The organism is Streptomyces sp. NPDC057743 (assembly GCF_042798755.1).
In the GTDB taxonomy this organism is placed as follows: domain Bacteria; phylum Actinomycetota; class Actinomycetes; order Streptomycetales; family Streptomycetaceae; genus Streptomyces.
In genome coordinates, this window is the sequence record NZ_JBHVJX010000017.1 from 153,788 (window position 1) to 175,393 (window position 21,606).

The window sequence follows — 21,606 nt, forward strand, 5'->3', positions numbered from 1 at the left end:
CAGGGGGACCTCATGAGCAGCTCCGCACCCCGGCGCACCGTCCTGGCCGCCGCGCTCGCCGCCGCCGCGGCCGCGGCCACCCCCCTCCCCGCGACCGCCGCCCCCCACCGTGCCACCCCACCGCCCCCGACCCGGACGACGAACCCCGTGGACTACCACGCCTGGACCACCCCCACCGACTGGCACCGGGGCACCGCCCACGGCACCCGCGTCGCCGCCGGCCACCGCCCCGGCATCCGCATCGCCCGCCCCGCCGGCACCACCGTCTACCACGACCCCCACACCGGTAAGTCCGCCACCTGGGAATACGCGACCTGGACCAGCCCCGTCCACCGCCTCCCGGTGCCCGCCACCGAGGCCGTCGCCTCCTGGAACGCGCACACCCCGCCCGGCACCTGGATCACCGTGGAACTGCGCGCCACCTACTCCGACGGCGGCCGCACCCCCTGGTACGTCATGGGCCGCTGGACCGCCGGCGACGGCGACGCCGACATCCGGCGCACCTCCGTCGACGACCAGAAGGACGGCCGCAGCGCCGTCTCCACCGACACCCTCGCCCTCGACGACCCCACCACCGGCCTCCGCTTCACCGCCTACCAGCTCCGCCTCACCCTCCTGTGCCGCCCCGGCACCACCGCCACCCCCACCGTCTGGCGCCTGGGCGCCATGGCCTCCGACGTCCCGGCCCGCTTCGAGGTCCCGCCCTCCACCCCCGGCCTGGTCGGCCACGAACTCCGCGTCCCCCGCTACTCGCAGGAGATCCACAAGGGTCAGTACCCCGAGTACGACAACGGGGGAGAGGCGTGGTGCAGCCCCACCTCCTCCGAGATGATCATCGAGCACTGGGGCCGCCGCCCCACCCGCGAACAGCTCGCCTGGGTCGACCCCAGCTACGCCGACCCCCAGGTCTGCCACGCCGCCCGCTACACCTTCGACTACCAGTACAAGGGCTGCGGCAACTGGCCCTTCAACGCCGCCTACGCCGCCACCTACCGCGACCTCCAGGCCATCGTCACCCGCCTGACCTCCCTCAACGACGTCGAACGCCTCGTCCACGCCGGCATCCCCGTCATCACCTCCCAGTCCTTCCTCAAGTCCGAACTGGACGGCGCCGGTTACGGCACCGCCGGCCACCTCATGACCGTCATCGGCTTCACCCCCACCGGCAACGTCATCGCCAACGACCCCGCCTCCCCCAACGACCCCGCCGTCCGCCGCATCTACCAACGCCACCAGCTCGAGACCATCTGGCTACGAACGAAGCGCAAGGACGCCAACGGCCAGGTCAAGTCCGGGTCTGGTGGGGTGTGTTACCTGTACTTTCCGGTGGAGTCAGCACCAAGTCAGCACCGAGTCCTGCGTGAGCTCGGGATCCGGTAGCGGTCAGGTCGCTGCCGAACGCCACACCGACCGCGGAGCGGTAGCGGTTGCTCGCCCACCTGCTGAACCAGTGGGGGATCGCCTCATGCGCGCCGGGGATATGCCGCTCACCACACGACCGCTCCGCCATGCTGTTGTCCTTCGCGCAGCAGTGGATCTGGTTCTTCCACCGGCTGGCACCGACGTCGGCCGTCTACAACGTGGCCGGCGCCGCCCGCATGCGCGGGCCGCTGGACCAAGGGGAGCTGCGGCACTGTCTCGATGAAGTGGTTCAGCTGCCACGAGGCGCTGCGCACCGCCTTCCGTCTGCGTGAGGGTCGGCCGGTGCAGCGGGTGGAACCGCCGCGTCCGCTCACCGTCCCGGTGCATGACCGGAAGGTGTGCTTCAGGTTGAACCTGCGGAGGAATTTCTGCCACCAGTGGTCCGCGTCCGCCGCGGTAGCTCCGGCCTCGGAGGGCCACAGCCACATCGGTGGCACCTGTCGGTCCTTGGAGAGGTGCTCGACCTGCAAGGGGACCAGAGTTCCCTCGGCGATGGGGAGTTCACTGTTGTGCTCCAGCCAGGCCGAGCGGTGGGTCGGTCTCGGGTGGACTCAGGCCCATGTCTGAGGTTCCCCATGTCTGAGCTTCGGCCTGTCCGTAGTTGGTGGTGTCCATGGTTGTGGTCACGGAGGGCTTGGACCACGTCTCGGTTCTGGCGAAGCGGAGCTCCGGACCGTGCTTGGGCGGGCGTTCGCCCTTGAGGCCGTAGACGTGGGGTGGCTCGGTAGGCGCATCACCGGGTCGCCGCGGATCCGGCCGACCAGCTCGACGGGCAGATCCCGCACCACCCGGGCCGGTGGACCGAAATTCTGGGCACGTTTTCAGCAACGTCTACCTAAAGAGTAACGCCTGTCTAAAGGGTGGGGTGCGATCGATGGGAAGTGTGGCGAATGTCCAAAAGGAAGTGATCTAAGGGTTCCGGATCCTGGTGGGTGTCGGGGTGCGGCGGACGGGTCGGGTGTCTAGTGTTTGAGCTGAAAGGGCGGCCTGTTGGTCGTCTGTCATGCGTGCTCATGACAGATGAGGGCAATGTTGCGGCAATGTATGTGGGTGGGTTGTCGGCCATGAACATTTTGGCAAGTGGGACGGTGGGGCGGACAAGATTGCTGCTCACGGCGGTTTGAAGGCGGTTGCGGCCTGCCGGGTGGGTGGCTTGAAGGGGGTGGCTGAGGGCGCTCTTTTGCGTCAAGGGGTTGCAAAGGCGCAACACGTTGTTATTGCCTGGGGATGTCCAAGCGAGCCCGTTGCTTGTGACATCACCTTTGATCTGTCATTCAACTTCTATATCGGTTCCGGTCGCCTGCTGGCGAGATCCGGCCTCCCTTGGGAATCGCCTGGGTGGGGAAAGTTGGCGGTTCGTCGACAAGTGGGCTCGGCATGCGCGGAGCGCGCTGACCCCTTTCACTCGTATGCGAAAAGGGGATCCGGTGCGGCGTCGGGTCGGAGAGAAGTAGGGGGAATCACGTGAGTTCTCGTTCGATGGTTGCTGCTGCATTGCCGATGGCGATGATTTCCTCGGTGGCTTTCGCGCAACCAGCCGCGTCGGCGGCTGCCGGCTCGGCGGGTGCGGCAAGGCCCGGGCTCTCCGACACCGCCGTGGCAGGCCATATCGAGGCGCTACAGCGCATCGCCGACACGAACGACGGTAACCGGGCGTCGGGGACGCCTGGTTACGCCGCCTCGCTCGACTACGTCGAGAGCCAGCTCAAGCAGGCGGGGTACCAGGTCGAGCGCCAGCCGTTCGCCTTCCACTACACCCAGACCCTGCGGGAGCGGCTGACACTGCCCGGGGGCCAGGAAGTGCCCGTGGTGCTCGCCAAGTACTCTCCCTCGACGCCTGGAAAGGGGCTCACCGCGCGGTTCGCGGCAGTGCCGGGGACGAAGGAACAACGGCAGGGGTGCACGGACAGCGCCTACGACGGAGCCGAGGTCTCCGGGCGGATTGCCCTGGTGCGCAACGGCGGTTGCACAACGGACGAGAAGGAGCATGCCGCGGCCAGGGCAGGGGCCGCCGCGGTAATCGTCATCAACGACGGCCCGGGGCCGGTGTACGGCTGGCTCAAGGACTCGGCCGCAGCGCGGATTCCCGTCGCGGGGGTGTCACCGCAAACTGGGGAGGCACTGGTCCGTGCCGGGAAGGACGACGCCCCCGGCGCCCTGGTGGCTCGGTCGCTGACCGAGTGGCGTACCACCCACAACCTCATCGCGCGTGCCCCGACCGGGGACCCGGAGCACCAGGTGATCTCCGGTGCGCACCTGGACTCGGTGCCTGAGACGGCGGGGATCAACGACAACGGCGCCGCTGTGTCCGTACTCCTGGAGACCGCGCTGCAACGGGCCGAGCGCGCCCAGCACTCCCGCAACCAGCTGGTCTACGCCTTCTGGGGCGCGGAGGAGTTCGACCTGCTCGGCTCGCAGCACTATGTCGACTCCCTCACCTCCGCGCAGCGCAAGCACATCGACGCCTACCTCAACCTGGAGATGATCGGCGGAGCCAACTCCGGGCTGTTCGTCATGGACGGTGTCAACACGGACCCCGGCAGCGGCATCGTCCCGCCGAAAGGTTCGGCCGCCATCGCCGAACGGTTCGCCCGTGCCTTCGCCGCAGCCGGGCAGAGCTCGCAGACCTGGAAGCTGGACGGGCGCTCCGACTACGCCCCGTTCATGAAGGCCGGTATCCCCGCCGGCGGCCTGAACGGTGGTTCCTACGAGGTCAAGTCCCAGAAACAGGCGCGGCTTTGGGGCGGAACGGCCGGGGCGGCCTTCGACCCCTGCTACCACAGGGCATGCGACAGCACTGCCAACTTCAACGCCGGGATCGCCCGCCGTCACGGCAACGCGTTCCTCGCCACGCTCGACCACTTCGCCGAAGCCCGCCCGGACAGCTCCCGGTGAGCGCGCTGGTGGTAGGCGCCCTGATCGTGGACGCCCGGGACCGGGTCTTCCTGCAACAGCGCGCCGCCGACCGCAAGCTCTTCCCCGGCTGCTGGGACGTGGTCGGCGGCCATGTCGAGGCGTACGAGAGCCCGTTGGCCGCGTTGCAGCGGGAGATTGCGGAGGAGACCGGGTGGCGGCTGGCCCGGGTGCTGCACCGGGTCGCCGAAGGGACGTGGGAGGCCGACGGAGGCATCCGTACCGAGGTCGACTACGTGGTCGAGGTCGGCGGCGACCTGTCGGCCCCGCGGCTCGAACGGGACAAGCACCCCCGGTACGCCTGGTTCGGACCGGCCGACCGCCCGTTGCTGGACGAAAGCGTCCGGCGCAGCGGCAGCGCCTTCATCAGGGACGCGGTGACTGCGGCACACGCTTGGCTCGCACGGACACCGGCGCACCACCGGAAGGACATCAGCGACAGCTTGTGACGGCCGCGACTCCCGGACAGCGCCTCGCCCGCAGTGCCACACCGCTCGCAGCGGCGCTGCATACGCGGGAGCCTGACGGCCGCACCTGTGCCAGAGAGGGAAAGCACGTGGTGGTACCTAACAATCGCCCCCGATGTCGTTCGCTCGTGATCGGTTTCGCCGGGCACCAGGGACAGGAGTACCTCCCCATCATCGAACGGCACAGCGACATCGCCGGCGGTGTCGACCCGTCCGACTCCGCCGAGCGGATTGCGCAACGGTGGGGCTTTGCGCGCTACGCCAGCCTCGACGAGGCGCTGTACGCAGCCGACTTCGATGTCGCCGTGGTCACCGTGCCGCACAGCGAACACTTCACCATCTGCCGCGAACTGCTGCGCGCCGACAAGCACGTACTCAAGGAAAAGCCGTTCGCGGTCACCGAGGAACAGGCGCGGGAACTGGTCAAACTGGTCGCGGATGCCGACCGCAGCGTCTACACGCTGGTCCAGCGCGGCTTCAACCCGGTGTTCGGGTTCGCCCAGGAGCATCTGGCTGAGATCGGCAAGCCGTACTGGTTTTCCTACGACTACCACCTCAACCTGCGTTCGCCGACCCGTGGTTGGCGGGCGACGAGCGATGCGGCCCTGGGCGGCGTGCTGCTCGACATGGGCTATCACCTGCTCGATGTGCTCAGTGGGCTGTTCCCGGCTCCTGCGGAGGTGCGCTCGGCTTTTCTGCACCGCTACCAGGAAATGCGGGAGCGCCGTCTGGAGGACCTGGCCAGCCTTCACTTCACGTACCCGGGAAGGGACTTCGCGGGTTCGCTGCGGATTTCCCGACACAACCTGGAGAAGGTCGAGAAGCTGACGATCCTGGGCACCGAGGGGGCGCTGAACGTCACGCCCAAGGAGGCCGCGCTGCACTCCCCGGACGGTGAGGTCGCCTACCGCCTGGTCTCGGAGCAGCCCAAGGACGCCGCGGTGAACACCATGTTCACCCACTACTTCCGGCACCTGGACGATCGCGACTACCGCACATCCCACATCCAGCGGCAACTGGCCGCGGTGCGGCTGCTCGACAGGATCTACCGCGAGCAGCCGGCGAGCGACGCAAGCGGGAACGGCCTCGGGGCCGGCCTCAGTTCCGATGCCACTGCCGAGGCGAGTGCGCGAGCCGTCCGGCCGGCATCCGGCCGTGCCGTACGCGCCTGATCCTGCCGCTTGCCACGGCCCCGCATCCGTACGGCTCTTCCAAACACCTCAGCCAGGAGACACGACCCGTACGCCGTCCCCTCCGCCGGGGGACAACTTCCCTTCGCCACAAGACAAGAGGTACGCATGACATCCACCGGTGAACGCCTTGCCCTGCTGGGCGGTACCCCGGCCGTCTCCCGGCCGCTACCGCACGAGATCTGGCCGCCCCGCGCCGAGCAGAGCGAACTGGCCGCGCTTGCCGCACAGCGCAACGACGACATCTCCATCAAGGGCAGCAGCGGCCCCGTCCGCGAGCTGGAGGACGCCTTCCGCGCCTTCCTCGACCACCAGGTCCGCTGGGCGATCACCTTCAACTCCGGTACCAGCGCGCTGCTGGCCGCCTATTTCGCCCTGGGGGTACGAGAAGGCGTCGAGGTGGTCGGGCCGGCGCTGACTTATCACGCGGCGCTCAGCCCCGTGCACGCGCTGCGCGGCGAGGTGGCCCTCGCCGACATCGACGTCCGTACCCGCGGGCTCGATCCGGACAGCCTGGAGCGGACGCTCACCGAGCGGACCAAGGTGATCACCGTCGTTCACCAGTGGGGCCATCCCTGCGACATGGACGCCATCCTGCGCATCGCAGACAAGCACCGACTGCGCGTCCTGGAGGACTGCTCGCACGCCCACGGCAGCCGGTACAAGGGGAAGCTGTGCGGCACGTTCGGTGACGCGGCGGTCTTCTCCCTCCAAGCGAACAAGGCCGTGTTCGCCGGCGAGGGCGGCATCCTGGTCACCAACGACGACGGGGTCCACGACCGTGCGACGCTGCTGGGGCACTACCGCGACCGCTCTCGGGACGAGGTCGTGGACCAGGAACTGCGCCAGTACTGGGTGACCGGCTTCGGTCTCAAGCTGCGCATGTCGCCGTTCAACGCCATCGTGGCGTTGCACTCCCTGGCGGCCTTCCCCGAGCGCAAGCAGGCCCGGCACAGCGCGCTGGGCTACTTCGGCGAACGACTGGCCGAGGTGGACTACATCGAACCCATGCCGATCGACGACGAAGTGGACATGGGCGCCTGGTACGGCTACAAGCCGCTGTTCCGCCCGGAGGAGATGCCCGGTGTCTCCCGTACGGCACTCATCAGCGCGCTGCGGGCCGAGGGGATGGAGGTCGGTGCGCCGTCCGGGCCCCGGCTGTCGACCCTGCCGCTGTACGCCGGTGCCGAGAGCCCGCTGTTCCCCGGCATCCCCAAGGCCGCGAACGCGCCGATAGCTGGTTCCGTCGCCGAACTCGTGGAGCAGCGGGCCCTGTCGCTGCCCACGTTCACCGAGTGGCCCGCCGACAAGGACCTGATCGACCAGTACATCGCAGCCTTCCAGAAGGTCGGCCGGCACCGAACGGCCCTCGCCGAGCACGCGGCGGCCAGCGGCTGACCGGCGCCGCAGACCACACGCCCAACACGAGGAACACCCAACACAAGGAGTGGAGAAACCGTGACCGTCAAGGAATCCCCCGAGGCCGCCGAGGCCGTGCTCAACCGCGCGCTGGAGGGCGAGGACCTGCCCGACTCGTTCACCCTGCTCGGCCGTGAGTGGGATCTGCACCGCGAGGTGTTCCCCGGCACCATCACCGCCGCGACCGAAGTGATGGCCTCAATCCTGCCGTACCCGAAGGGAGGCTCGTTCCTGGAGGTCGGCTGCGGTACGGGAGTCATCGCGGTGACCGCGGCACTGTCCGGGTGCACGCAGGTGACCGCGCTGGACATCAACGACAAGGCAGTCGCCAACACCGAGGCCAACGCCCACCGGCACGGGGTGGCGGACCGCGTCCGGGCGCTGCACAGCGACCTGTTCGACGCCCTCTCGCCCGACGACCGCTTCGACGCGGTCTTCTGGAACGTGCCGTGGACATACGTGGAGGACGACTTCGGCGTCAAGAACCAGCTGCACAAGGCAATCTTCGACCCCGGTTACCAGGGGCAGGCCCGCTACCTGGCCGGAGCCCCCCGTCATCTAGCCGAGGGCGGGCGGCTGTTCATCGGCACCGCCGACCTCGGAGACCGGGAATTGCTTGACAAGTTCGCCGAGGACGCGGGGATGCGGGTGAAGCTGCTGCGCCGCGTCCGCCGGATCGAGGTGGTCCGCGTCATGGAGTACCACCTGCTGGAACTGGAGCCGAAATAGCTCGTCCAGACACCCAGCGCTCCGCGTACAACGCAGGCTCAGCACGTGCTGAATGCGCCGGCGACGCTCTTCGCAGAAGGCGCTCTGTGCAGGCTCCGGCGGTCATGGCAGACCGCCGGAGCGGCCCACCAGCAACCAGAAAGGCCAATGCCATGCCGAACCCGGGTGACCTCGATGTCGCCCTCGACCTTGCGGACCGCGCCGACGCCATCACCGGTGCGCGCTTCCGCTCCGGTGACCTGCGCATCAGTCAGAAACCTGACCGTACCCCCGTCACCGACGCGGATCTCAGCGTCGAGGAAGCCATCCGCGCCCTCTTGAAGGAGCGGCGCCCCCAGGACGGATGCTTCGGCGAGGAGCACGGCGGTTCGCCCGAGGGACCACGCGTGTGGGTGGTCGATCCCATCGACGGGACGAAGAACTTCCTCCGCGGTGTGCCGGTGTGGGCCACGCTCATCGCTCTGGTCGAGCACGGTCGCCCGACCGTCGGTGTCATCAGCGCACCCGCGCTGCGGCGGCGATGGTGGGCGGCCCAGGGCCAGGGGGCCTGGGTGCGTCGGGACTTCGAACCGGCGGCGTCCATCGAGGTCTCAGCGGTCTCCCGGCTGGAGGACGCCTACCTGTCCACCACCGATCTGAGCACCTGGACCGAGTTTCACTCGCGGCAGGCGTACCTGCGGCTGGCAGACGCCTGTTGGGAAAGCCGCGCCTTCGGAGATTTCCTCCAGCACTGCATGGTGGCCGAGGGCGCGCTGGACATCGCCGCCGAGCCGATTGTCAGCCCCTGGGACGTGGCAGCGGTACGGGTCGTCGTCGAGGAGGCCGGCGGGCTCTGCACCGACCTGCGGGGCGGAGACATCCTCACCGGGGGCGGGGCCCTGTCGGCCAACCCAAGGCTGCACTCGTACGCGGTCGGTGCGCTCGCCGAAGAACCCCCGCAGCAGCCCTAGGCCCTGTCGTCAAACTCCCGTCGTTCGCCCGGAGGGCGGGCCGGGCGGTGGTCGGTGCGTGCTCTCGGCGTGCCGGGCGGCGGCCCCTGTACTGGACGTACTGGGGTCGTCGCCCGGTGCGGCGAGAGTGCGTGCCGGGCGCCGGACGGCAGGCGGGAGTTTGACGACAGGGCCTAGGAAACCGCGCCTGCCCCACGGCACGCCATGGGGCCAACTCCCCTTACCGCACCGCCTTTTCACACCCGTGCGCAGCTGTCCCGTACCCGCACGCATCCGCACCACAACCGAGAACCAGGATTACCCATGACCACGAACCAGCCGACCGTCCGCCCCGCCACCCACGAGGACCTGCCGCGGGCCGTCCGTACGCTGGGGCGCGCCTTCGCCCACTATGCGTTCACCCGCCACACCATCGCCGTCGACGATCACCTCACGCGCCTGGAGCGCTTCAACGAGCTGTTCGTCTCCCGGATCGGCCTGGACCACGGCCAGGTCTGGGTGACCGACGACTGCGCGGCGATCGCCGTATGGACCACTCCCCAGACCGCCAACGCCGGGGACGTCTTCGCCGAAATCGGACCGCGGCTCGCCGAGATCTCCGGGGACCGGCGGCAGGCCGCGGCCGAGGCGGAGGCCGCCATGCGGCCCCACCGGCCCACCGAACCGGTGTGGTTCCTCGGTTCCGTGGGCGTCGACCCCGAGCGGCAAGGGCGCGGTCTGGGGGCAGCGGTGATCCGCCCCGGGCTCCACGCCGCAAACGAGGCGGGGGTGCCCGCCTTCCTGGAGACCTCCGACGAACGCAATGTGCGCTTCTACGAGCGCCTGGGCTTCGAGGTCACCGCCACCTACCCACTGCCCGGCGGCGGCCCGCGCACCTGGGCCATGACACGGAAGCCCGAAAAGCCCAACACCTGATCCCCACACCCGAGGACGAAACCGGCCGACAGGGCGCGGACCGGTGTGCGCACTACGCGGAAGGAGAGGTGAGAACGTGACCATCGGTCTCGCCACGACACTCGGCGACTACCTGGAATACGCCCTCGCCCATCGCGGGCGAGGAGCACGGTACCTGCCGGTCTACGACCCGACAGGGCGGCACGTCTGGCCCCGTCGGATCGCGGCCCGCCTGGGGCTGACCGTCACCGAGGTGTCGCGGCGGCATGCCTCGGCCGAACCGCCGGATCCCCTTGCCCTGATGGCCTACGCGCAGGACGCCGTCGGCGGTAGCCGGGACAACCACACGGTCGTCGCCCTCACCGACGATGCCGGGTTCCGGGCTCCCGCGCTGGTGTTCGCACTGGCCAAGGACGCCCGGCTGATCCAGGCCGATACCGAGGTGCAGGTGGTCAAGGCGGCACTCGAACTCCCGCCCGGCGGCTACCTGACCGTGGTGGGGCCGGAGCGAGCACTGGGGTTCGCGCTGCCGAACCAGCTAAGACGGGAAGCGCCCTCGGTGAACTTCGGAGTGCTGTGCGGCCCGACCCCCGCCAAACTCAGCGAACTGGTCTTCAAGACGCTGCTGTACCCAGAACTCCCCGCCGACCGCGACGAGTTCTTCGCCGGCCTCCTCAAGGGCAAGGAGCCGATGACCTCCGGAAGGCTCACGGTGTACCCGACGGAGGCGGTGGACGCCGGGCACCTCACCGATGAAACCGTCCTGCGCCGGGTGCTGAGCTTCATCGCTCACGCCAGCGAGGACTATCTGCGGGTCACTCCCGATGACATCCTGTGCGGCCTGACCGACCTTCCCCAGGAACGGCAGGCGGCCCAGCAGACGCCCGGCCCGCTGCCCGCGTGCCTCCAGGGGGACGGCTGCGTGTACCCCGAGTCCCGGCGTCACGATCCGGCACACATCCCCGCCCAGGTCGTGTTCGCCAACGCATGCCTGACGATGAAGTTCGGCACCCAACTACTGGGCGAGAACAACCGATTCACCATCTCCCGTCGCTTCCTCGATGGCTGGGCAGGCTGCTTCATCGCCAGCCCGCTACTCAAAGACGGCATACCGGCAGAAAACCTCCTCTTCCACGCACTGATCGAGGACGGCTTCACCATCGGTGCCGCAGTACGCGCGGTCAACGAAAACCTCGCCTGGTGGGGAGTGGACGCACCAGCCGTGACCGTCATCGGCGACCCCGAGGCGGTGTACGCCAAGGAGTCGAGCGACTGGCCGACGAGAGAACCGACATCCACCCTCACCCACCACCCGGACCGGACCGAGATCCGCTTCGACCACACCATGCCCACGCACACCCGGGTACGACTCACGGATCCGGTACTCCTCGCGGCCCACCGCGCCGGAACCCTGGACATCCGGCCCTCCCAACCCTTCGGCGGACGCACCCCGTTCTACGCCGCCGCCACGGAGACCGACGGCGAACTCGACGTACGCATCCTGGGAGTGCGAGAACGGCCACTGCTCGCGAACGAGTCACCGCGCACCCTCGAAGTCCGCGCCCAGCCACCAACAGCAGAACTCGACCGGCTGACACGGGCCTTCGAGCGGTACGAGAACCTGGCCTTCCTGGACATCAAGCTCGACAAGGGCCGCGCCGTACTGGCCGACATGGTCAACAACCTGCCCACCATGGCACGCAGAGCCAAGACCGCCCGCTACGAACTCACCGAGTGGGAGCGGTACAGCAGGTCCATCAAACGCATCCAGGAAAAGTGCGCAATGCTCGACCGCGGCATCATGGACAAGCTCCTGCACGCCACCGAGAGCCGCGAGTACCACTTCGTCGAGGCCTACCGTCACACCTACACGGTCCAACACACCGAAGCCATGGAGGAGGCATGCCGGCACTGCGGTGAGGCCGTGCACCACTACGTCAGCGGCAATACCCTCCGACCGCAGATGCGCCGATACCTGATGAGCTGCCCCGTCTGCGGCGCCGTACAGGACACCGAGGACACCGCGGTGTCGCTCGCCGTCACCGGCGAGAATCGACTGCGGCAGCAGAGCGACACCGTACTCGACGTCGAGGTCACCAACAGCGGTACCGAACAACTCCGGTTCCTCCTCGGCGGGCGGATCACCCACGGTAAGCCGCACGGCTTCGGCTTCCGCCTGGATGAGGAGACGCTGACCGTCTCCCCGGGAACCACAGCCCGCACCCGTCTGACCGTCACCACCGGACGCCCACTGGTGCGGCACGCGATGCTGCTGCGCTTCTACGCGGTGGGGCTGGGCCGGATCCACTTCGCGGGCCGGGACCTGTACGTGCGCTGAGCCGTGCCGGGGCACGGCCGAGCATGCGGAAAGCGAAAACCCACGAAAGCTGGAAAACACAGTGAGAAGCGAGGAAACGCGGTGAAACACGAGGTCAACAACCCACGATTCGCCCGGATGTATCCCCGCCTGGCAGCCTGGGCCGAGGCGAACGGGGCCCAGGAACACCGGGCCGAAGCCCTCGCCCCGGCAAGCGGCCAGGTACTGGAGATCGGCGCCGGGCACGGCCTCAACTTCCCGCACTACCCCAGTGCCGTCTCCTCGGTGACGGCAGTCGAACCGGAGGCGACCCTGCGCGACTTGGCAGAGGAGGCCGCGCACCGAGCGAGCGTACCGGTGACCGTGGTCGACGGGATCGCCGAGCAACTACCCGCTGCAGACGATGCGTTCGACACCGTCGTCTGCTCCATGGTCCTGTGCTCGGTACGGGACCTGGCTGCCGCCCTGTCGGAGATCCACCGGGTGCTCCGCCCCGACGGACGGCTGTGTTTCTACGAACACGTACGGGCCCGAACTGCCGGGTTCGCCCGTTACCAACGCGCGGTGGACCTTCTGTGGCCCCACATCTCAGGCGGCTGCCGGGTCAGCCGCCGCACCGAAATCGCCATCACCCAGGCCGGATTCACCATGAAACACCTCCGCCGCTTCCGCTTCCCCGAAGGCCGCAACCCGGCCCCGACAGCCCCCTTCGTGATCGGGCTGGCGCAGCCCCGATGAACCGCGCCCCGCCAGGCCGCCCGCTCCGCGACCTGGCCGGGGCCGGTTGGTTGTCCTAGAGGCGCACGCCCGCGCGGGGGAGGCCGGGCGACAATGGTCGTATGGCTTCCGATGAGAACCCGCCCGACGGGAACCCGCCCGACCAGAACCCGTGCGGTGGGAACCCGTCCGGTGAGGGACCGTGCGCGTGCGAGGTGGGGCGCTCGTTGCTGTCGCTCGGTGAGGTGGAGGCGCTGGCCCGGCGGGCGTATGCGGGGCAGACCGACAAGGCCGGTCGGCCGTACGCCGAGCATCTGGCCGCGGTTGCGGCCGGTGTGCGGGAGCGCGGTGGCAGTGAGGAGCAGATTGCGGCGGCCTGGTTGCACGACGCCGTGGAGGACGACGCGCTGAGCGAGGCGTGGCTGGTGGGGGCGGCGCTCAGCGAGGCGACCAAGGCGATGGTGCTGGCCGTCACCAAGCGGGTCGGGGAGCCGGTCGAGGAGTACACCGCGCGGATACTGGCCACGCCCGGTGCGCTACTGATCAAGGAGTCCGATCTCGCGCACAACGCCGATCCCGCACGGCTGGCCGTCCTGGATTCCGCGACCCGGGACCGGCTGACTGCCAAGTACGCCCGCGTGCGGGCCCTGTTGGGGATCGATGGCTAAGTCGGGGGCTGGCGTGGGTGGTTGGCCGCAGGGAAGTGCCGTTTGTAGCGGGTGAGGGTGGGTTAAGTTCGCTCGTTGGTTGGGGAATTTGGTGGTTTCGAGTGGGTTCTTGTCTCGCTCCCGCTTTCCAGTGGCCTGTGGTGGCGCGCAGGGTTTTCGCGCAGGGGTTCGCGCAGGGTTTTGGAGTTGCTACTGGGTCGGGGGGATGGGCAGCGGCTCCAGTATGGGGATGAATTTGTCGATGAGGTCGGCGAGTTAGTCGTTGAGGGCATGCTCGGTCCATGCACAGCCCATGCTCAGCCGTCGGTCCATGCTCAGTTCATGGTCGGAGCCTCGTCGTCGGGCTGGTGTGCTGGTCGGTCGGTGGGCCGGTGGGCCGGTGGCGGAGGGGGATTTCGGGTGGTGTTTCTCTGCATGGTGAATCCGGAGGGGATTCCGTGACGGGCTGCCTGTCGCGGGTGTTTCGCGGCTGGGGGTTTCACTGGTTTCACGGGGTTCGGAGGTTGGGAGGGGTTCCTGGGCGGGGGGTGGGGGGCTTGAATCGCTGGTCTGGTCCTGCCGTGCGCAGATATGCGCGTGGTGGGGAATCGAGGCGATAGGAGAGTGGGGGCGTTGTGTCTCGCTGCACTCCCAATCGGCGGTTGTCCGCGCTTCTGTTGGAGGCCGACTGGAGCGCCGCTGATCTGGCACGGGCGGTCAACGCCCTGGGGAGCGCCCAGGGGTTGGCGCTGCGGTACGACCGCACGTCCGTCGCGCACTGGCTCAACGGCTCCCGGCCGCGGGCGCCCATCCCGGACCTGGCCGCCCAGGCGTTGAGCCGTCGCAGTGGGCGTCCGGTCACCGCGCAGGAGACCGGGCTCACGCAATTTCCGAGAGCGGCGGCCGTACGGCCCGGGCTGGCGGAGGAGGGGGAGCCGCTGCGGCGGTTGAGCGCGCTGTGTCGGGGGGAGTCGGATCCGGCGCAGCGGGCCGAGTTGGCGCGGACTGTTTACACGGTGACGACCGCGCCCTCCGCGCAGCCCGGGCCCGCCCAGCCCCCGGCCCGGACGTCGGCGCGGCGGCGGGTGGTTCATCCGTCCGATGTGCAGGGGCTGACGGAGATGAGCGGGGTGTTTGCGTCCCTGGCGCAGATGCACGGGGGCGGGCATGCGCGGACGGCGTTGGCCGCCTATCTCGGGGACGATGTCGTGCCGCTGCTGAACGCCTCGATGACCGAGTCGCTGCACCGCGAACTGCTCACCGGGTGCGCGCAGTTGACGCATGTGTTGGCGGTGATGACCGATGATGCCGGGCACCACGGGCTGGCCCGGCGGTACTTCCGGACCCGCGGTGGGGGTGGATGCGGCGGGGCTCGATGTGCAGGCGTTCGTGTTGGTGCAGCGGGCGCTCGTCCGGGCCACGCAGCGTCGTACGCGGGAGGCGTTGGCGGATCTCGGGGCGGCGGAGAGGGCGCACCAGCGGGCCTCCGGCGCGCCCGGGCCCTTCACCGCCTATCCCCGGTCCGGGCTCGACTACCAACGCGCGCAGACGTTCCGGGCCCTCGGGCGGACGGACGAGGCGCTGGCCGCCCTGCGCGACTCGGCGCGCCACCGCTCCGGTGCTGAGCAGCGCGGGGATGCGCTGACGCAGGCGCGGATCGCCGAAATGCTGCTGGAGCAGGGGCGGTTGGAGGAAGCCTGCGCGCGCTGGCACGCCTTCCTCGACGTCTACCCGCGCCTGCACTCCGTCCAGGCCGACCAGGCCCTCGGCCGCCTCACCCGCACCCTGCGCAGCTTCGCCCGCCATCCACACGCGGCGGACGTGCAGGAGCGCGCGCGGAGCGTCTGGCGCCCGACCCGCCCGACCCGCCCGCCTCGTCCGGCCCGCCCGACCCGTACGGCCTGACGGGCCCGGCGTCACCGCGCCCCTACCGCGCGCCGTTACCCCGCGCCGCGTAAGCCCGATAAGCCCGGTAAGCGCGTCAGCCAGCAGCCAACTGCCGCCGCCTGGCGCCCAGTTGACCACCATCGCACGGGTCTCCGTAGCCCCTCCGCCCCCGCCCGCGCACGCCCCCGACTTCACAAGCTCACGAGCGTTCAACGCGTTCATGGCTGGCGCGGCGGTACGGGGTTCCGGCCGTGGCTGGTTTCGGCGCTTGATAGAGGTCCGAGCCGGCGCCTCCCAGGGTGCCCCGCCCGCATCCGGTTCTCGATGTGAGGTTCCGATGACCCCTTCCACGCACCATCCCGTGACGCTCCCCCCGTTGGCCGACCTCGACTGTTCCGCTTCGCTGCGCGGCCTGCCGTACGAGGCGTTGGCCTTGCTCGCGGAGGAGATCCGCGCGTTCCTGATCGAGAAGGTCACCTCCGTCGGCGGCCACCTCGGGCCGAACCTGGGCATGGTGGAGCTGACGCTCGCGCTCCACCGGGTCTTCGACTCGCCGCACGACACCCTGCTGTTCGACACCGGCCACCAGGCGTACGTGCACAAGCTGTTGACCGGGCGGGCCGCGGACTTCGACGGGTTGCGGCAGCGCGGGGGACTGTCGGGCTACCCGTCGCGGGCCGAGTCCCCGCACGACGTGATCGAGAACTCCCATGCCTCGACGGCCCTTTCCTACGCGGACGGGCTGGCCAAGGCGCGTCGGCTGCACGGGGAGCGCGACCGGGCCGTGGTGGCCGTGATCGGCGACGGGGCGCTGACCGGGGGCATGGCCTGGGAGGCGATGAACAATCTGGGGGCGCATCCGGACCGGCCGGTCGTCGTGGTGCTGAACGACAACGAGCGGTCCTATGCGCCCACCATCGGGGCGTTGGCGGATCATCTCCAGCACCTGCGCGGCGACGGCACCGACAGCGTCGACTGGTTGGTGGACGGGGGCGGGGCGCGGGCCGGGGGCAACCTGGGGCCGTTGCCGGTGGCGGGAAACCTCTTCGAGCTGCTCGGGTTCCACTACCTCGGGCCGGTGGACGGCCATCATCTGCCGTCCGTGGAGGAGGCGTTGCGGGTCGCCCGCGAGCTGTCCCGGCCGGTGGTGGTGCACGTCGTCACCGTCAAGGGGAAGGGGTACCCGCCGGCGCTGGCGGACCAGGCCGACTGCATGCACGCGGTGGGGGTGCTCGACCCGGCGTCCGGGCGGCCCCGTTCGTCTTCGAGGCGGCCGTCCTGGACGCATGTCTTCGCGGACGAGCTGCGTGACCTGGGGGAGCGGCGCCGGGACGTGGTCGCGGTCACGGCGGCCATGCCGGGGCCCACGGGGCTGGCGCGGTTCGGTGAGCGGTTCCCCGAGCGGTTCTTCGACGTGGGGATCGCCGAGCAGCACGCCGTGACCTCGGCCGCGGCGCTGGCGATGGACGGGCTGCACCCGGTGGTCGCGGTCTACGCCACCTTCCTCGGGCGCGCCTTCGACCAGGTGTTGATGGACGTCGCGCTGCACCGGCTGCCGGTCACCTTCGCGCTGGACCGGGCCGGCATCACCGGTCCGGACGGGCCGAGCCACCACGGCATGTGGGACCTGACCGTGCTCGGCGCGGTGCCGGGCATGCGGGTGGCGGTGCCACGGGACGCGGCGCGGCTGCGCGAACTGCTCGCCGAGGCGCTGGACTGCGCCTCGGGGCCGACCGCGCTGCGCTTCCCGAAGGCGACCGCCGGCACCGACCTGCCGGCCGTCGAACGCATCGGACCCGTCGACGTCCTGTACCGCACCGAGACCCGGGACGTGCTGCTGGTGCCGGTCGGCCCGCTGGCCGAGCCGGCGTTGGAGGCCGCGCGCTATCTGGCGGCCAAGGGCGTCGGGGTCACCGTCGCGGACCCGCGCTGGGTGCTGCCGGTGCCCCAGGAACTCACGGAACTGGGCGGCCGGCACCGCGTGGTGGTGACCATCGAGGACAACACCCGCTCCGGCGGGATGGGTACCGCCGTCGCCCGCGCCCTGGCCGATGCCGGCTCCACCGTGCCGGTGCGCGTGCTCGGCCTGCCCGGGCGGTTCATCCGCCACGGCACCCGCGAGGAACTGCTCGCCGCGGCCGGCCTGAATCGCTCCGGCATCGTCCACTCCGTCCTGCGCGCCCGCGCCCACCTCCCCCACCAGGAACCGGAGATCCGGCCATGACCATCGACCTGGGCCTGCCCGCCGTGCCGCCCCGCCTCCCCGACCGCCGCCCCTCGCGCCGGATCGACGTCGGCGGCGTGCCGGTCGGCGACGGCGCACCCATCTCCGTGCAGACCATGACCACCACCCTGACCGCCGATGTCGACGCCACCCTCCAGCAGATCGCCCAAGTCACCGCCGCCGGCTGCGACATCGTCCGGGTCGCGGTCCCCTCCCAGGACGACGCCGACGCGCTGCCGGCCATCGCGCGCAAGTCCCCGATCCCCGTCGTCGCCGACATCCACTTCCAGCCGCGCTATGTCTTCCAGGCCATCGATGCCGGCTGCGCGGCGGTGCGGGTCAACCCCGGCAACATCAAGCGGTTCGACGACAAGGTGGCCCAGATCGCCGCGGCGGCGTCGGCGGCCGGGGTGCCGATCCGGATCGGGGTGAACGCGGGCTCGCTCGACAAGCGACTGCTCACCAAGTACGGACAGGCCAGCCCGGAGGCGCTGGTGGAGTCCGCGCTGTGGGAGTGCTCGCTGTTCGAGGAGCACGGCTTCCGCGACCTGAAGATCGCGGTCAAGCACCACGACCCGCTGACCATGATCGCCGCCAACCGGCTGCTGGCGGAGAACTGTGACTACCCGTTGCATCTGGGCGTGACCGAGGCGGGCCCGGCCTTTCAGGGCTCGGTCAAGTCGGCAGTCGCGTTCGGTGTGTTGCTGGCGGCCGGGATCGGCGACACCATCCGGGTCTCGCTGTCCGCCCCGCCGGTCGAGCAGGTCAAGGCCGGCTGTCACATCCTGTCCTCCCTCGGACTGCGGCCCCGGAAGCTGGAGATCGTCTCCTGCCCCGGCTGCGGCCGCCTCCAGGTCGACATCCACAAGCTGGCCGACCAGGTCGAGGCCGCCTTCGACGGCTTCCCCCACCCGCTGCGGGTGGCCGTCATGGGCTGCGTCGTCAACGGCCCCGGCGAGGCCCGCGAGGCCGACATCGGGGTCTCCTCCGGCAACGGCAAGGGCCAGATCTTCGTCCAGGGCCGGGTCGTGCGGACGGTCGCCGAATCGAAGATCGTCGACGCGCTGCTGGACGAGGCCCTCAAGCTCACCCAGGCCGACCCCGGCCCCGGACTGTCGGGAGACGTCTTGACCGATCCGTGACGCCTAATCCCCGCCCCCTGCCACCCACCCCGTGACCCCTCTCCACCCACCAAGGAACCACCGACGCACCACGGCATGACCAACAGGGAGGAACCACTGTCATGACCACCCACCAGCCACCGGGCCCCGACGAACTCGACGGGATGCAGCCCCAGTTGAGCCTCAGCACAGAAGCCGCGCGCACCCTCGCGACCACCACCAAGACCGAACCGCAGATGCAGGGCATCACCTCGCGGTGGCTGCTGCGCATGCTGCCCTGGGTGCACGTGTCCGCCGGCACCTACCGCGTCAACCGGCGCCTGAGCCACACGGTCGGCCGCGGCCGGGTCGGCTTCCTCCAGAACGGCGCCGACGACGTGCGGGTGATCCCCGCGACGCTGCGCGAGGTGCCCGTACTGCGCGGCTTCGACGACACCGGCGTACTGGAGGAGCTCGCCGCCCTGTTCGTGCCGCGCGACTTCCGCGCCGGCGACGTGCTGACCGAGGCCGGCACCCCCGTCCAGGAGGCGTTCCTCATCGCGCACGGCCGCCTCAACCGGTACGCCACCGGCAAGTACGGCACCGAGGAACTCCTCGGCACGCTCGCCGACGGCGACCAGATCGGCGACGAGGCGCTGGGCCAGGCCGACCTCCCGCGGTGGCTGCACACCGTGAAGGCCACCACCGCCGGCACCGCCCTCGTCCTGCCCTGGCCCGCCTTCCAGGACCTGCTCAGCCGCCGGCCCGGCCTGGTCGCGCACATCGAGCAGCACCTAGCCAGGACCAGCCGCCCCACCAACACCCGCGGCGAGGCCAGCGTCGAGGTCGCCGCCGGCCACGCGGGCGAGCCCACCCTCCCCGGCACCTTCGTCGACTACGACCTCAGCCCGCGCGAGTACGAACTGAGCGTCTCCCAGACCGTCCTGCGCATCCACTCCCGCGTCGCCGACCTCTACAACCACCCGATGAACCAGCTGGAGCAGCAACTCCGCCTGACCATCGAGGAGATGCGGGAGAACCAGGAGTCCGAGCTGCTCAACAACCGGGACTTCGGCCTGCTCCACAACGCCGCGTACGACCAGCGGATCAACACCTGGTCCGGGCCTCCGACCCCGGACGACCTGGACGACCTGCTGAGCATGCGCCGCAAGACCCGGATGTTCCTCGCCCACCCCAAGGCCATCGCGGCGTTCTTCCGCGAGTGCAACAAGCGCGGCCTGAGCCCCGCGTCGGCCAGCGTGGAGGGGCACGACATCCCCGCCTGGCGCGGCGTCCCGATCTTCCCCTGCAACAAGATCCCGATCACCGACGGCCACACCAGCTCCATCGTCGCGCTGCGCACCGGCGAGGAGGACCACGGGGTCATCGGGCTGCACCAGGTGGGCATCCCCGACGAGTTCGAACCCGGCCTGAACGTCCGCTTCATGGGCATCGACGACCGGGCGATCATCTCCTACCTGGTGAGCGTCTACTACTCGGCGGCGATCCTGGTGCCCGACGCCATCGGCATCCTGGAGAACGTCGAGATCGCGGCGGCCCGGTCATGACCTCCCAGGCGCTGCGGGCGCTGCTGTCGGGGCCGGCGGGGTTGGGCACCCTCGCCGCCGGCCCCCGCCCCCCGCGCCCACCGGGTGCAGCGACGCCCGGTGGGGACCAACCTCCCTGTGTCCCCACCGGGTCCGCCCCGGCCGCCGGGGCGGTGCGACGGCCCGCGGGCCCGCCCCGCCCCGGCGACCCGATCCCCGGGCTGTACTACCAGCCCGCCGTGCCGGCCGACCCGGCCAAGGTCGCCGAGGTGGACCGCCGACTCGAAGCGTGGGCCCACGAGTTGGAGCTGTTCCCGCCCGAATGGGCGGGCGACTTCGCCGGATTCCAGACCGGGCGGGCGGTCGTCCTGCAACACCCCGGCGCCGCCGACATGGAGCGCCTGGTCACCGCAGGGAAGCTGCTGGTCGCGGAGAACGTCGTCGACGACTGCTACTGCGAGGACTACGGCGGCTCCCCGATCGGCCTGGGCGGCCGACTGATCATCGCCCAGGGTGCCCTGGACCCTGTGCACACCGCCCAGCCCTACCAGCAGCAGTGGTTCGAGGGGCTGGGTGCGGACGCCCCGCTGCGCTCCTACGCCGACGCGATCCGCGCCTACCGGGAGTTCGCCACCCCCAGCCAGATCACCCGGTTCATCCACGACGTCGCCCGCCTGCACCTGGGCTACCTCGGCGAGGCCGCCTGGGCGGAAACCCGCACCACCCCGCCGGTGTGGAAGTACCTGGTGATGCGGCAGTTCAACAACTTCCGCCCCTGCCTGTCCCTGGTGGACGCGGTGGACGGCTACGAACTGCCCGAGCCGCTCTACTCCCGGCCCGAGGTCCAGCGCGTCACCGCGCTGGCCTGCAACGCCACCACGCTCGTCAACGACCTGTACTCCTTCACCAAGGAGCAGGCCAACGACGAGCACCACCTGAACCTGCCCGTGGTGCTCGCCGCCGAGGAGCGGTGCGGGCTGAAGGCCGCCTACCTCAAGGCCGTTGAGATCCACAACGAGATCATGCACGCCTTCGAGGACGAGTCCGCCCACCTCGCCGCCCGCGACCCGCTCGTGGGCCGCTACACCACCGGCCTCGCCGCCTGGGTGTCCGGCAACCACGCATGGCACTGCACCAACACCTACCGCTACTCACTGCCCGCCTACTGGAACTGAAGGAGCCC

17 protein-coding genes are annotated in these 21,606 nt (G+C 70.0%); all 17 read left to right on the forward strand.

Features of this window, described 5'->3' with window-relative positions; genetic code table 11:
* Positions 1–12 precede the first annotated feature (12 nt).
* The 17 genes from ACFVFQ_RS21200 (at position 13) to ACFVFQ_RS21280 (ending at position 21,598) form a co-directional block, all read left to right on the forward strand.
* On the forward strand, positions 13–1,380 hold the full coding sequence (locus ACFVFQ_RS21200) for a peptidase C39 family protein (protein ID WP_383418245.1): 1,368 nt from the start codon (positions 13–15) through the stop codon (positions 1,378–1,380).
* 128 nt (positions 1,381–1,508) lie between these two features.
* Positions 1,509–1,694: a hypothetical protein gene (locus ACFVFQ_RS21205; protein ID WP_383418247.1), complete on the forward strand. Its 186-nt coding sequence runs from the start codon at positions 1,509–1,511 to the stop codon at positions 1,692–1,694.
* Between the two features lie 1,324 nt (positions 1,695–3,018).
* Positions 3,019–4,317: a M28 family peptidase gene (locus ACFVFQ_RS21210; RefSeq protein WP_383418249.1), complete on the forward strand. Its 1,299-nt coding sequence runs from the start codon at positions 3,019–3,021 to the stop codon at positions 4,315–4,317.
* The gene (locus ACFVFQ_RS21215; protein WP_383418251.1) at positions 4,314–4,784 is read left to right on the forward strand and encodes an NUDIX domain-containing protein; all 471 of its coding nucleotides are present in this window, start codon (positions 4,314–4,316) and stop codon (positions 4,782–4,784) included. Before ACFVFQ_RS21210 ends, ACFVFQ_RS21215 begins: the two co-directional genes overlap by 4 nt.
* Positions 4,785–4,930: 146 nt before the next feature.
* On the forward strand, positions 4,931–5,974 hold the full coding sequence (locus ACFVFQ_RS21220; protein ID WP_383418253.1) for a Gfo/Idh/MocA family protein: 1,044 nt from the start codon (positions 4,931–4,933) through the stop codon (positions 5,972–5,974).
* A gap of 126 nt (positions 5,975–6,100) precedes the next feature.
* Positions 6,101–7,390, forward strand: a complete 1,290-nt coding sequence (locus ACFVFQ_RS21225; protein WP_383418255.1) for a DegT/DnrJ/EryC1/StrS family aminotransferase — start codon at positions 6,101–6,103, stop codon at positions 7,388–7,390.
* Between the two features lie 60 nt (positions 7,391–7,450).
* On the forward strand, positions 7,451–8,140 hold the full coding sequence (locus tag ACFVFQ_RS21230; RefSeq protein ID WP_383418257.1) for a methyltransferase: 690 nt from the start codon (positions 7,451–7,453) through the stop codon (positions 8,138–8,140).
* Positions 8,141–8,292: 152 nt separating this feature from the next.
* The gene (gene hisN / locus ACFVFQ_RS21235) at positions 8,293–9,090 is read left to right on the forward strand and encodes a histidinol-phosphatase (protein ID WP_383418259.1); all 798 of its coding nucleotides are present in this window, start codon (positions 8,293–8,295) and stop codon (positions 9,088–9,090) included.
* A 303-nt stretch (positions 9,091–9,393) separates the two neighbouring features.
* The gene (locus ACFVFQ_RS21240) at positions 9,394–10,005 is read left to right on the forward strand and encodes a GNAT family N-acetyltransferase (RefSeq protein WP_383418261.1); all 612 of its coding nucleotides are present in this window, start codon (positions 9,394–9,396) and stop codon (positions 10,003–10,005) included.
* Positions 10,006–10,081: 76 nt separating this feature from the next.
* Entirely contained in the window at positions 10,082–12,322 is a 2,241-nt protein-coding gene (locus tag ACFVFQ_RS21245) for a hypothetical protein (RefSeq protein ID WP_383418263.1), read from the forward strand.
* An 81-nt stretch (positions 12,323–12,403) separates the two neighbouring features.
* Positions 12,404–13,039, forward strand: a complete 636-nt coding sequence (locus tag ACFVFQ_RS21250; protein WP_383418265.1) for a class I SAM-dependent methyltransferase — start codon at positions 12,404–12,406, stop codon at positions 13,037–13,039.
* Between the two features lie 209 nt (positions 13,040–13,248).
* Entirely contained in the window at positions 13,249–13,686 is a 438-nt protein-coding gene (locus ACFVFQ_RS21255) for an HD domain-containing protein (protein WP_383418341.1), read from the forward strand.
* Positions 13,687–14,970: 1,284 nt separating this feature from the next.
* Entirely contained in the window at positions 14,971–15,570 is a 600-nt protein-coding gene (locus tag ACFVFQ_RS21260) for a tol-pal system YbgF family protein (protein WP_383418267.1), read from the forward strand.
* 343 nt (positions 15,571–15,913) lie between these two features.
* Positions 15,914–17,776 carry a 1-deoxy-D-xylulose-5-phosphate synthase gene (gene dxs, locus ACFVFQ_RS21265; protein ID WP_383418269.1) on the forward strand — a complete coding sequence of 621 codons (1,863 nt, stop codon included), beginning with the start codon at positions 15,914–15,916 and terminating at the stop codon, positions 17,774–17,776.
* Positions 17,773–18,918, forward strand: a complete 1,146-nt coding sequence (gene ispG, locus ACFVFQ_RS21270; protein WP_383418271.1) for a flavodoxin-dependent (E)-4-hydroxy-3-methylbut-2-enyl-diphosphate synthase — start codon at positions 17,773–17,775, stop codon at positions 18,916–18,918. The genes dxs and ispG overlap by 4 nt, the downstream gene beginning before the upstream one ends.
* A 101-nt stretch (positions 18,919–19,019) precedes the next feature.
* On the forward strand, positions 19,020–20,444 hold the full coding sequence (locus tag ACFVFQ_RS21275; protein ID WP_383418273.1) for a family 2B encapsulin nanocompartment shell protein: 1,425 nt from the start codon (positions 19,020–19,022) through the stop codon (positions 20,442–20,444).
* Entirely contained in the window at positions 20,441–21,598 is a 1,158-nt protein-coding gene (locus tag ACFVFQ_RS21280) for a family 2 encapsulin nanocompartment cargo protein terpene cyclase (protein WP_383418275.1), read from the forward strand. Before ACFVFQ_RS21275 ends, ACFVFQ_RS21280 begins: the two co-directional genes overlap by 4 nt.
* Positions 21,599–21,606: the final 8 nt, after the last annotated feature.